General features: G+C 41.7%; 10 protein-coding genes and 3 tRNA genes. 6 read left to right on the top strand and 7 right to left on the bottom strand.

Annotation, left to right across the window (positions count from 1 at the left end; all coding sequences use genetic code 11):
* Window positions 1–165: 165 nt before the first annotated feature.
* The 6 genes from R2H34_RS02040 to R2H34_RS02015 are packed head-to-tail and all read left to right on the top strand — an operon-like array spanning window position 166 to window position 6,383.
* Entirely contained in the window at window positions 166–3,009 is a 2,844-nt protein-coding gene (locus tag R2H34_RS02040) for a monovalent cation/H+ antiporter subunit A (RefSeq protein ID WP_282896532.1), read from the top strand.
* Window position 3,010: 1 nt separating this feature from the next.
* Window positions 3,011–3,379 carry a Na+/H+ antiporter subunit C gene (locus tag R2H34_RS02035; RefSeq protein WP_004876507.1) on the top strand — a complete coding sequence of 123 codons (369 nt, stop codon included), beginning with the start codon at window positions 3,011–3,013 and terminating at the stop codon, window positions 3,377–3,379.
* Window positions 3,379–5,190 (top strand): monovalent cation/H+ antiporter subunit D, encoded by a 1,812-nt coding sequence (locus R2H34_RS02030; protein WP_039047683.1) that lies wholly within the window; start codon window positions 3,379–3,381, stop codon window positions 5,188–5,190. Before R2H34_RS02035 ends, R2H34_RS02030 begins: the two co-directional genes overlap by 1 nt.
* A gap of 1 nt (window position 5,191) precedes the next feature.
* Window positions 5,192–5,719 (top strand): Na+/H+ antiporter subunit E, encoded by a 528-nt coding sequence (locus R2H34_RS02025; RefSeq protein ID WP_151805439.1) that lies wholly within the window; start codon window positions 5,192–5,194, stop codon window positions 5,717–5,719.
* Window positions 5,716–5,991, top strand: coding sequence for a monovalent cation/H+ antiporter subunit F (locus tag R2H34_RS02020; protein ID WP_004916826.1), 276 nt, complete (start codon window positions 5,716–5,718; stop codon window positions 5,989–5,991). The genes R2H34_RS02025 and R2H34_RS02020 overlap by 4 nt, the downstream gene beginning before the upstream one ends.
* A gap of 11 nt (window positions 5,992–6,002) precedes the next feature.
* Window positions 6,003–6,383, top strand: a complete 381-nt coding sequence (locus R2H34_RS02015) for a Na+/H+ antiporter subunit G (protein WP_005403578.1) — start codon at window positions 6,003–6,005, stop codon at window positions 6,381–6,383.
* 64 nt (window positions 6,384–6,447) lie between these two features.
* Here the strand turns inward: R2H34_RS02015 and R2H34_RS02010 are convergent, their stop codons facing one another.
* The 7 genes from R2H34_RS02010 to R2H34_RS01980 form a co-directional block, all read right to left on the bottom strand.
* A complete protein-coding gene (locus tag R2H34_RS02010; protein WP_004916834.1) occupies window positions 6,448–6,849 on the bottom strand; it encodes a ribosome-binding factor A in 402 nt (133 codons plus the stop codon).
* The gene (gene infB / locus R2H34_RS02005) at window positions 6,849–9,563 is read right to left on the bottom strand and encodes a translation initiation factor IF-2 (RefSeq protein WP_004957499.1); all 2,715 of its coding nucleotides are present in this window, start codon (window positions 9,561–9,563) and stop codon (window positions 6,849–6,851) included. The genes R2H34_RS02010 and infB overlap by 1 nt, the downstream gene beginning before the upstream one ends.
* Before the next feature lie 10 nt (window positions 9,564–9,573).
* The gene (gene nusA / locus R2H34_RS02000) at window positions 9,574–11,058 is read right to left on the bottom strand and encodes a transcription termination factor NusA (RefSeq protein WP_004916840.1); all 1,485 of its coding nucleotides are present in this window, start codon (window positions 11,056–11,058) and stop codon (window positions 9,574–9,576) included.
* A 37-nt stretch (window positions 11,059–11,095) separates the two neighbouring features.
* Complete coding sequence (rimP, locus tag R2H34_RS01995) at window positions 11,096–11,620, bottom strand: ribosome maturation factor RimP (RefSeq protein WP_004916844.1); 525 nt, start codon at window positions 11,618–11,620, stop codon at window positions 11,096–11,098.
* Between the two features lie 198 nt (window positions 11,621–11,818).
* A tRNA-Met gene (locus R2H34_RS01990) sits at window positions 11,819–11,895 on the bottom strand.
* Between the two features lie 85 nt (window positions 11,896–11,980).
* Window positions 11,981–12,057 (bottom strand) — tRNA-Met (locus R2H34_RS01985).
* A gap of 43 nt (window positions 12,058–12,100) precedes the next feature.
* Window positions 12,101–12,185, bottom strand: a tRNA-Leu gene (locus R2H34_RS01980).
* Window positions 12,186–12,224 lie beyond the last annotated feature (39 nt).

Genomic DNA, 12,224 nt, shown 5'->3' with positions numbered 1-12,224 from the left:
TATAGTAAGATAAAACTCATTTTTTATTTTCAAGTTGTGCAATACAACTTGCTGCCTCCGTTAACTTGATTGGGTTTCGAGATTTGAAACTTTGGCAATCTCTTTGAATGCCTGTGAATCTTGGAAGAAAATTCACCCTTAGGTCCTTTGATCTAAATCATCGACATGGATACCAGTGTGCTACCGATTATTATCTTATTACCGCTTATACTCGGCACCACCCTTGTCTCACAGCTGCAACGTTTTTCACGTGGTGTGACGGCACTAGGGGCGATAGGCATTAGCCTGAGTTGTTTTTTATTACTGCTAACTCAAGCAGAAACGGTTCTTCAGGGCACACCGCTCATACAAAGCTGGGACTGGCTTCCGCAATTTGGGATCAATTTAAGCTTTCGTTTAGATGCTTTAGGTTTATTGTTTAGTTTACTGATTAGCGGTATCGGTACGCTTATTTATATTTATGCTTATTATTATTTAAGTCCTAAAAATTCGTTAGCTAAACTGTATCAACTTTTGATGTTGTTCATGGCAGCGATGCTCGGGATTTCACTCTCAAACAACTTGATGATCCTTTTAGTTTTTTGGGAGCTTACCAGTATTTCATCATTTCTTTTAGTGGGTTACTGGAGTCAGTACGATGCTGCTCAACGTGGCGCACGTATGGCTCTCACCATTACGGGGATGGGTGGATTAGCGATGCTAGGTGGATTTGTTCTTTTGGGGCAAATTACAGGGACCTATCAAATCGATCAACTGGTGTTGATGAAAGATGAAATTCAACAACATGCCTTATTCGTTCCGACACTATTATTAATTTTATTAGGTGCATTTACCAAAAGTGCCCAGTTTCCATTCCACTTTTGGTTACCGAATGCGATGGCTGCACCAACGCCTGTTTCTGCCTATCTACATTCAGCGACTATGGTAAAAGCAGGTATTTTTCTACTTGCTCGTTTAGCACCTATTTTTATTGGTGCTGCGCTTTATCACAATATCGTAACTTTTGTTGGTCTGTTTACCTTGTGTATGGCAGCAGGTTTCGCGATTTTCAAAGAAGATCTCAAAGGTTTATTGGCTTATTCAACAATTAGTCATTTAGGTTTAATTGTTTGTTTACTTGGTATTGGTTCTCCTCTTGCTGTAGCAGCCGCAATCTTCCATATCATTAACCATGCCACCTTCAAAGCTGCATTGTTTATGCTAGCTGGCATTATTGATCATGAAAGCGGCACACGAGATTTACGCAAGCTTAGTGGTCTTTGGCAGTTATTACCGTTCACTGGCACATTAACTATGATCACAGCTGCCTCAATGGCAGGTGTTCCACTGAGCAATGGTTTTATTTCCAAAGAAATGTTCTTTACCGAATTGCTCGCTAATTTGTCAGGACCCGTGATGGTCATTTCAGCTATCGTTGCAACTTTGGCAGGCATATTTGCAGTCAGTTACTCGATTCGTCTAGTTCACGGGGTGTTCTTCGACGGCGAGCTTGGGAATCAAGTACCGAATAAAGATGCGCATGAACCACCTTTAGGTATGCGTTTACCTGCAATTTTTCTTGCGACTTTATGTATTTTAGTCGGTATTTTCCCTGCCCTTCTTGCAGGTACGATGGTCAACAGCGTGACACGTGCCAGTCTCATGCAACCAAATTTTGAAGGGACACATCTCGCGATTTGGCACGGTATTAATGCTCCATTGCTAATGAGTGTAGTTGCATTAATTGGCGGGGCAATTTTCTATTTTAGCCTCGCCAAAGATGGTCGCATTCGTAAAATCGATTTAGATCCGTATTTAGGCAAGCTTCAAGGGAAGATTTTATTCGAGTTATTCCTTAAACATTTATTATTGAATAGCCGCAAAATTAAACAAAAAACTGAAAATGGTTCATTACAAAGCTATTTGCTCTGGATCGTTTTGTTCAGCATCATCATGGTCGCCTTACCTTTGTTCAATCAAGGCTTAACCACTGGTACTAGAGAACTTACACATGCACCTTGGGTCGCAATCGTTCTTTGGCTTACTCTATTCTCAGCATGTTGGATGATGCTGTGGTTCCATCATGAACGTATCAAGGCAGTGTTAATCAGCGGAGCCGTTGGTTTAGTCGTGACTATGGTTTTCGTGACTTTATCTGCTCCAGATCTTGCATTAACTCAGATCACAGTTGATGTTGTCACCACTGTATTGCTTCTCATGAGCCTATCATTACTTCCGCAATTAACACCATACGAATCAAGTCGCCCTCGTCGTTGGCGTGATGCAAGCTTGGCAATTGCTGGAGGTTTTGGCATTGGTTGGATTACATGGTTAATCCTAACCAGAGACCATAATTCTATCTCTTGGTTCTTCTTGCAACAGTCAATTCCATTAGGCGGTGGCTCAAATGTTGTCAACGTGATCCTCGTTGATTTCCGTGGTTTCGATACTTTCGGGGAAATTGCAGTACTTGGTATTGCTGCAATCGGTGCCCTATGTCTAATGGATGGTATGCGTGCTCATGGTACGACCATGACGCAAGGTCTTAGCTATCGTTTTAATCCATCACCGTTAATGTTACGTATTACTGCTTCGTGGGTACTTCCTCTTGCATTAGTGGTTAGTGTTTATATTTTCTTGCGTGGTCATAACTATCCTGGTGGTGGCTTTATTGCAGGATTGATTACTTCGATGGCATTGATTATTCAATATATCGTTTTAGGTCAAGATCAGGCAGAGCAAATGATCAAAGCTAAATCTGGTCGCCTTTATGAGATATGGATTGGTTCTGGACTCACGATTGCAGGTATAACTGGGATTGCCGCGTGGTACTGGGCACGTCCATTCTTGACCAGTGCTCATATTTATGTTGAGCCTCCGCTTCTAGGCAAAATGCATTTAGCTTCTGCGGCTGCATTTGATTTAGGCGTATACATCACTGTTGTGGGTGCCACGATGCTGTTAATTTCAGTTTTAGGTGACTCTCGCCACTCAAGTATGTCGGGTCCAATCCCAAGTGGAGATAAATAAAATGGTAAGTATTGAATTTTTACTCGCATCGGGAATTGGATTACTGACTGCAACAGGCATTTATTTGATTTTGCGTGCAAGGACATTTCCTGTCGTTCTTGGACTTGCCATGATTGGTTATGCGGTGAATTTATTTTTATTTGCAATGGGCCGCTTACAAGTCAACGCGCCTGCAATTTTAACTGAAGCAACCAAAGTAACCGATCCACTTCCTCAAGCATTAGTTTTGACAGCAATTGTAATTGGTTTTGCAACAACCGCATTTATTGTGCAATTGGCGTTACGCAGTCGTTATGAGTCTGGTACGGATCATGTTGACTCCAAAGAGGAACCAACCTTGACATATGACCCACGCGAGGATGAGCCATAATGTTCAATTTTTCAAATTTTTGGCTAAGTCACGCTCCAATTTTTAGTATTTTAATTCCTGCATTTACAAGTTTCCTTCTATTAATTTTAGGAAATCCTGGTTCTGGTTCTTTAAAACAAGATTGGCGTCAACCATGGCGACGGAGTATTAGTTTAGGTTCAGTCACTTTGGGGCTGATTACTGCAGTGAGCTATTTATTGTTAGCGAGCACAGGTCAGATAACGGTTTATCAACTCAGTGAGTGGTCTGCACCTTTTGGTATTGTTTTAGTCTTAGATCGACTTTCAGCTTTTATGCTGGTATTAACTTATGGTTTGGCGCTCCCTGTACTTTGGTATGCCAGTGATAATTGGGATACTCGTGGTCGCTATTTCCATACAATGTTCCACTTCCTACTCATGGGATTATCTGGTGCATTCTTAACAGGTGATTTGTTCAACCTATTCGTATTTTTTGAAATCTTGTTGATGGCATCGTACGTATTATTACTGCATGGTCAAGGTCGTCCTCGCTTTCAACTTGGCGTTCATTACGTCACGATTAATTTACTTGCCTCGGCGCTTTTCCTCATCGGTTTAGGCATGATCTATGGAAGTGTCGGTAGTTTAAACATGGCTGATGTCAGCCGTCTTGTCCCTACCCTAGACAATGATCAGCACAAACTCGCGATTGCTGGTGGTTTTTTGTTATTCGTTGTCTTTGGTATCAAAGCCGCAATGTTGCCCGTGGGTTTTTGGCTACCGAAAACATATGCTGTAGCGAGCACGCCTGTTGCAGCGATTTTCACAATCATGACCAAAGTAGGTATCTATGCCATATTACGTGTCAATGGAACGGTATTCGATGATGCGATGGCAAAAGACATCTTAAAGCATGTCTTACTGGTTATTGGATTAATTACATCTCTATATGGTGTAATTGGTGCGCTTGGAGCAGATCGCTTACGTCGTTTTGTTGGGTTTATGGTGCTATCGTCAATTGGAACATTACTGATTGCGATCGCTATGCTAAACACCCAAGCTTGGGCAGCAGGTCTTTATTATTTAGTGCATAGTACATTAATCGCTGCAGCATTTTATCTATTCTGTGGCTGGATGACTTCACAACGTGGCGAGTTTAAAGATCATTTAAAAATCGCACCCAAAATAAAGCAAGAAAAAGCAGCTGCATTTACCTATTTCACCATCGCACTTATGATGGCTGGATTACCTCCGTTTAGCGGTTTTTTAGGTAAAGTCTTTATTCTTCAAGCAACAGCTGAAACAGCTTATCAAGGTTGGATTATTGCTGTGATTCTAGTTGTCAGCTTACTGAGTATCATCGCATTAACACGTGTAGGTTTTATTCTGTTCTGGCGAGCGACCTCACCTGAAGACAATCCTGATGAAGCAGCATTTGTTACTTATCAAGATTTACCTGAAAAAGCACCTAATCGTAATGACACCGTGATTTATGTCATTTTATTCGGCTTGATGAGTTATGTCGTTTTTGCTGCCCCAGTACAAAATTATATGACTGCGACTGCACAGCAAATTCAAAATCATGCACTTTATAATGAAGCAATATTAAAACTTGATGATCAAGGTCGCCCTATTAGCGTACAACCTTATGATCCTAGCTATTTGCCAGAAACGAAATATGGTGGTGAAGTAGAAGATCATAATGCGCTGTTGATTCCAAATGTGATTTCTAAACCAACATTGCAAGGTGAGCACATTTCGGAATACAAACAACGTCAGATTGCAGAGCAAACACTTGAAGCACCAACAATTCCAAATGCCAGTCAATTAAAACCAATGGAGGAACACTAACATGCAAAAAATCACTTTGCTTGATCGGTGGTTTCCACACCCATTTGTTTCATTTATGGTATTTCTCAGTTGGTTAATGTTGTCAGGAAGCGTTGAACTATCAACATTATTTCTAGCTACCTTGTTAGCCATTATTATTCCACGATTAGTACGCCCTTTCATCGCACGCACACCACATATACATTGGATACCTGCTATCAAATTATTCTTTGTTGTGTTTTGGGATATCGTGATTTCAAACTTTCGTGTTGCACGGATGGTGCTTGGACCAATAGATCACTTACAACCTAAATGGTATCGAGTACCGCTTGAAACGGAACATGAAGAAGTTAATACATTACTGGCGATGATCATCACCACAACACCAGGTACAGTTTCAGCAGGTATTGATCAAGAGCGAGGTGATATTCTAGTTCATGCACTCAGTTCAGATAATGCAGAAGTTGATATTCAAGAAATCAAAAATAGATATGAAACACCTTTATTGGAGATTTTTAATGTCAAGCCAATGCAAGGAGTAGAACAATGACAATCTTGCCTTATGCTCTTGGTATTTGCTTAATTGCGATTACGATCTCTATGTTTCTTTGCCTAATTCGCTTAATCATAGGACCTTCAGTGATTGATCGATTATTGGCGTTGGATACGCTTTTCCTGAACGCGACTTGTCTGATTATCGTTTTAGGTGTGTATTGGGTCAGCACGAATGTCTTTGAAGGCGCACTACTGGTTGCCATGTTGGGCTTTGTGTCAACTGCGGCACTTGCTCGTTACTTTACAACGGGTCATGTGATCGATTAAGGAGATATATCATGCAATTTGTTTTTGAAATAATTATTTCCTTCTTTTTGATTTTTGGTGCATTTTTTATGCTGGTGGGTTCCATCGGCATGATTCGTTTACCTGATTTATTTATGCGCCTACATGCACCCACAAAATCAAGCACACTAGGTTTAGGTAGTTTTTTAATTGCAGCTATGGTATTTGGAGCGACTCAAGGTCGTTTCGGTTTTGCTGAATTATTGATTACTTTATTTGCCTTTATTACTGCCCCAGTATCTGCAAATTTAATGGCACAAGCTGCAATTCATTTACGTTTGCGTTCAACCAGTGGTGATGTTCCAGAAGCTTTAAATCGTCCGCTACCGTGGCAACGTTATCGTCGTACAGCAAATAAAGAAGATCAGAACTAAATCTTGTGATTTAAACAATATATTCTCATCATAAAAAAGCCACCCGAAAGTGGCTTTTTTAAATTTATTCTTTATCTTCTTGCCCTTGTTCAGGCAGATCCTTGACAGCTTCCGCGATCAAACCAAACATGTAGTTACCATATGCATTGGTTTTATCATAATGGAAACGCAATCTAGGGGTAATACGTGTCTTAATACGACGACTTAGCTCATGACGCAGGAAACCAGATGCTTTATTTAATACATCTAAAGTTTCTTTATTTGCTGCTTCACTTTGCTCATCACCAAGCTCACGCCCCATCACGGTTACATAAACTTCAGCATATCCTAAGTCAGCACTGACTTTGACCGCAGAGATGGTCACCAGACCACCTAAGCGTGGATCTTTAAGCTCCTGACGGATTAACTCTGACAACTCACGTTGTACTGAATCCGCCATGCGCTTTAAGCGTTGGCTACCCGCCATTAAAGACTCCGTTTAACCAATTGAACATCATAAACTTCGATTTTATCAAGTTCTTTGATGTCGTTATAACCTTTAACCGCAAGACCACATTCCATACCAGCACGAACTTCTTCTACTACATCTTTATAACGACGTAATGACTCAAGCTCACCTTGGAATACAACCACATCATCACGTAAGACGCGGATTGGTTTGTTACGGTGGATTACACCTTCCATTACCATACAGCCTGCAGCAGCACCAAACTTACTTGAACGGAACACTTCACGAACTTGAGCAACACCCAAGATTGTTTCACGATGTTCAGGAGCAAGTTTACCGCTCATTGCTGCTTTCACGTCATCAATTAATTGATAGATAACGCTGTAGTAACGAATGTCGATACCATCTTGGTCAGATTTTTGACGCGCTGTGTTATCTGCACGAACGTTAAAGCCTAATAAAACAGCTTCAGAAGATTCTGCAAGAGTAACGTCAGATTCTGTAATCGCACCAACACCTGAACCAATTACACGTACTTTCACTTCATCAGTAGATAACTCATCAAGTGCAACATGTAATGCTTCTAAAGTACCGCGTACATCAGTCTTAAGTACAACATTCACAGTCGGAACATCTTTCTTACCCATAGACGCCATGATGTTTTCAAGACGCATAGAGCTTGCACGTTCAAGACGTTTTTGACGTTCACGATCTGCACGAGCATCAGCAACTTCACGTGCTTTCTTCTCGTCATTGACGACTAGAACTTCATCACCCGCCATAGGTGCTTCAGGTAAACCTAAAATTTCAACTGGAATTGATGGTCCAGCCGAAGTAATACGTTGACCATTTTCATCAGACATCGCACGTACACGGCCATAAGATGAACCAGCCAATACAAGATCACCAATATTCAAAGTACCGTTTTGTACTAGAATAGAAGTAACTGCACCACGACCTTTATCAACACGCGCTTCAATTACTACACCTTGTGCCGCGCCTTCTGCTGAAGCTTTAAGCTCCATCAATTCTGCTTGGATCAAGATAAGGTCAAGTAAGCTATCGATACCAGCACCTGAATGCGCAGATACTTTCGCAACTGGAACATCACCGCCCCATTCTTCAGGCACGATACCTTTTGTAGTCAACTCATTAAGTACACGGTCAACGTCAGCTGATTCTTTATCCATCTTGTTGATTGCAACAATGATCGGCGTACCCGCTGCACGAGCATGATCAATCGCTTCCGCTGTTTGTGGCATTACACCATCATCAGCAGCAACTACTAGTACTACGATATCTGTTGCTTTCGCACCACGAGCACGCATAGACGTAAACGCTGCGTGTCCAGGTGTATCTAGGAAAGTAATAATACCTTTCTCAGTTTCAACATGGTAAGCACCAATGTGCTGAGTGATACCACCCGCCTCGCCAGCTGCCACTTTAGAGCGACGAATACGATCTAATAATGACGTTTTACCATGGTCAACGTGACCCATAATTGTTACAACAGGTGGACGAGTTGTTTGCTCACCACGTGCTTCTTCAGCAGCTTCAAGTAAGTTGTCTTCTGCTTGAGTATCAGAAACTAGTACTGGATTATGACCTAATTCTTCAACGACCAGTACAGCTGTATCTTGATCGATTGCTTGGTTCTGAGTAACTAACTCACCCATTTTCATGAGTGTTTTGATTACTTCACGGACTTTAACTGCCATTTTTTGAGCAAGATCAGCAACAATGATTTTCTCACCGATCTCAACATCATAAATCTGCTTCTTAACAGGTTTTTCAAAACCATGTTTATTCGCTTGGCTCGTTTTCAAACCACGCTTGTGATGGCTCTTACTGAAACTTTGCTCTGCTTGAGCATCGCCACCACGACCGCTTTTCTTACCAGCACGCGGATTTGCAGTTGCACCACCACGTTTGATTTCACGGTCTTCTTTGTTGAATGAATCTTCATATGCTTGACCAACAAGACCAGCAGCTAAAGGAGAGTCATCAATCACGCGAATCGTAGTCGTAGCATCATCATTTGAATATTTTGATGCCATTTTACGCATTTGCTCGAGTGTACGCTGTTGTGCTTCTTCAGCAGCTTTACGACGTACAGCTTCTTCAGTAGCTTTTAACTGAGCCGCTTGAGCTTCACGAGCTTTTTTCTGTTCTGGCGTTTCTGTTGGCTTAACAACAGGTGCTTTAATAATCTTGTCGCTGTTACGTTTTTTAACCACAACAGCTGTTTTAGCTGGTGCTTGTGTTGAACTGTCAGAAGTATGCTCTGCACGCATTGCTTCTAAAGTTGCATTAGCTTTTTGCTCAGCACTATCACGGGCTTTCTGTTCAGCTTCAACACGTGTTTTTTGTTCAACACGTACTTTCTGATCAGCTTCAGCTCGCGCTTTTGCTTCTGCTGCAAGTAACTCAGGGCTCGGTTTCGCAAATACTTGTTTTTTGCGCACTTCAACATTAATGTTTTTAGCTTTACCCGATGTACTTGTTACTTTAGCAGTACTCGTTGTTTTACGTTTCAACGCAATTTTTCCTGTGTTACCACTTTCCTGACCGTGTACTTTTTTCAAATAATTGACCAAAGTATCTTGCTGTTCAGTGGTAATGATGTCATCTGCTTTACGCTGTGGTAGACCTGCATCGCGAACCTGCTCTAGGAGTTTCTCTACAGGACGTTCTACGCTGAGCGCTAACTCTTGAATCGACTTGTCCGTCATCTATTATCTCCTAATTAAACCATGATTCACGTGCTTTCATAATTAACTGACCTGCTTTGTCATGACCTAAACCTTCGATATCTGAGATATCGTCAGTCGCTTGGTCAGCCAAATCATCAATCGTAATCACACCACGCGCCGCCAATGCATATGCAATCTCAGTCGTCATACCTTCCATACCGAGAAGTTCTGCACTTGGCTCTTGAATATTTTCTTGCTGTTTTAACGCATCCGTTAATGCAGCTTCTTTCGCACGACTTTGTAACAATTCAACTAAATCAGCCTCAAGCTCGATTTCATCAAATGTTTCAGCTGGAACATAAGCAATTTCTTCTAATGAAGTAAAGCCCATCTCAACCAATGCCATTGCTAAATCTTCATCAATATCAAGACGAGAAACAAACATATCGAGATATTGTTGAGCTTCATTTTGCTGACGAGCACGATACTCTTCTTCTAACATCATGTCGAGTTTATAACCCGTCAATTCAGATGCCAAACGAACATTTTGCCCTTGTGAACCAATCGCACGCGCCAATTGATCATTGGTCGCAAAAATGATGTCTGCACTGCGTGCATCTTCATCTAATACGATACCAGATACATCTGCTGGCTCTAAAGCACTTGCGATATATTGCGCTGGATCATCAGACCACACCACAACATCGATACGCTCACCATTTAACTCTTGTTGTACTGCTTGGATACGTGTACCACGCATACCAATACAAGCACCAACAGGGTCAATACGGTGGTCGTTAGTTTTCACTGCAATTTTAGCACGAACGCCTGGTTGACGTGCTGCTGCTTTGATCTCAATGATTTCTTCAGAAATTTCAGGAATTTCTTTTTTCATCAATGCAATCAGCATCTCTGGACGTGAGCGAGACAACAAAAGTTGTGCGCCACGACCTTCACGATTCACGCTATATAAAATTGCATTGATACGTTGTTTAGGACGCAAAATTTCTTTATGGATCGTTTCTTCACGCGCCAAATAAGCTTCTGCGTTATCGCCCAGATCAATGATAAAGCCATCTTTCGTTTGCTTTTTCACTTCACCGTAAATCAACTCGCCGACTTTCGATTCATAAGCATCAGCAACCAATGCACGCTCAGCTTCACGAATCTTTTGTACAATCACTTGTTTTGCGATCTGTGCAGCAATACGACCAAACTCGATTGACTCGACTTCAAGTTCGCGCACATCACCAATCGACCATTTCGATGGATCTACATCTGAAATTGCATCTTGGCAAGCTGGCATTTCATGATCTTCGTCCGCAACAACTGTCCACTGACGGAAAGTACGGTAATCACCTGTTTTACGATCAATCTCAACGCGAAGTTGAGCTTCTTCTGAATGTGTACCTTCGTAAAACTTTTTCTTCGTTGCTGCAACAAGGGCTTGCTCTAACGCTTGGAAGATCGCTTCACGACTAACACCTTTTTCATTACTAACCGTTTCTGCAACGGTAAGAATTTCGCGGCCCATAAGTCACCTACCGATTTCTTATAAAATTAAGTTAATATTAGTCTTGATAGATTAAATTTGCTTTATCAATGTTATTGCTATCAATTTCAAGCACGTGTTTACCTTCCACTTCAACTTGGATCAGTTCATTTTCCAAATCTACAGAAAGTAATTTCGCCTGAAACTTACGACGGTTTTCGACGGCAGCAATCAAGCGTAAAGCCACTTGTTGTCCAATATATGCTGGTAATTGATTTAATTGAAAGAATGGTCGATCCCAACCAGGTGATGATACTTCAAGAGCATATTCACCAGAAATAGGATCATGAACATCAAGCATTGCACCCACTTGTTGTGTAACGAGCACACAATCTTGAACGCCAATACCACGCCCTTGTTCTAATTCACCATCTTCATTAAGAATAGGTTCTGCGTTCTCATCGACAGGTTTATCGATATAAATACGTAATAAAGAACGCTTTCCTTGTGGAAGGAATTCAATCCCCCACAGATCTACACCACACGCAGCTACAGCTGGCGCGATAAGATCATGCAATGCTTGAGATTTATTTGATAATTTCATTTACTCTCGTCGCTCTCATGCGAGCCAATCAATCTTAACCGTATAGTGAAGCACGACTATTTGACCAATTGATGTCGAACACTACACGATAGCTAAACAACCAATAAAAAAGGGCGTAAATCGCCCCTATGTTACACAGAAAAGCATTGCCCACTGTGCAAAAAGGCCCACCTTATTGTGAGCCTCTTTTAAGAAACTTGGTAGCGGGAGCTGGATTTGAACCAACGACCTTCGGGTTATGAGCCCGACGAGCTACCAGACTGCTCCATCCCGCATCAACGTGCAAAAATTATATACAGATATGAAAAAAAGTCAATTCAAGTTTTCATACTTGCTTGATTAAGTTGCACCTTAATCAAATGGTAGCGGGAGCTGGATTTGAACCAACGACCTTCGGGTTATGAGCCCGACGAGCTACCAGACTGCTCCATCCCGCATCAACAAAACACTGCATACACCAAACTTACTGGTTATTAAGTTTGGTGCGGAAGGGGGGACTTGAACCCCCACGCCCGAAAGCACTACCACCTCAAGGTAGCGTGTCTACCAATTCCACCACCACCGCAGCTTTGTGGGACGCATTCTATTCGTTTAAAGCGAAAAA

Source organism: Acinetobacter sp. 16 (assembly GCF_033439925.1).
GTDB lineage: Bacteria > Pseudomonadota > Gammaproteobacteria > Pseudomonadales > Moraxellaceae > Acinetobacter > Acinetobacter junii.
Note: the sequence above shows the minus strand (reverse complement) of the source record. Positions and strands in the feature narration are given on the sequence as shown.

What these genes read in the sequence shown, in the direction of transcription:
- R2H34_RS02040 (WP_282896532.1), top strand. Translation starts at nt 166, where the DNA reads ATGGATACCAGTGTGCTACCGATTATTATCTTATTACCGCTTATACTC.
- R2H34_RS02035 (WP_004876507.1), top strand. Translation starts at nt 3,011, where the DNA reads ATGGTAAGTATTGAATTTTTACTCGCATCGGGAATTGGATTACTGACT.
- R2H34_RS02030 (WP_039047683.1), top strand. Translation starts at nt 3,379, where the DNA reads ATGTTCAATTTTTCAAATTTTTGGCTAAGTCACGCTCCAATTTTTAGT.
- R2H34_RS02025 (WP_151805439.1), top strand. Translation starts at nt 5,192, where the DNA reads ATGCAAAAAATCACTTTGCTTGATCGGTGGTTTCCACACCCATTTGTT.
- R2H34_RS02020 (WP_004916826.1), top strand. Translation starts at nt 5,716, where the DNA reads ATGACAATCTTGCCTTATGCTCTTGGTATTTGCTTAATTGCGATTACG.
- R2H34_RS02015 (WP_005403578.1), top strand. Translation starts at nt 6,003, where the DNA reads ATGCAATTTGTTTTTGAAATAATTATTTCCTTCTTTTTGATTTTTGGT.
- R2H34_RS02010 (WP_004916834.1), bottom strand. Translation starts at nt 6,849, where the DNA reads ATGGCGGGTAGCCAACGCTTAAAGCGCATGGCGGATTCAGTACAACGT.
- infB (WP_004957499.1), bottom strand. Translation starts at nt 9,563, where the DNA reads ATGACGGACAAGTCGATTCAAGAGTTAGCGCTCAGCGTAGAACGTCCT.
- nusA (WP_004916840.1), bottom strand. Translation starts at nt 11,058, where the DNA reads ATGGGCCGCGAAATTCTTACCGTTGCAGAAACGGTTAGTAATGAAAAA.
- rimP (WP_004916844.1), bottom strand. Translation starts at nt 11,620, where the DNA reads ATGAAATTATCAAATAAATCTCAAGCATTGCATGATCTTATCGCGCCA.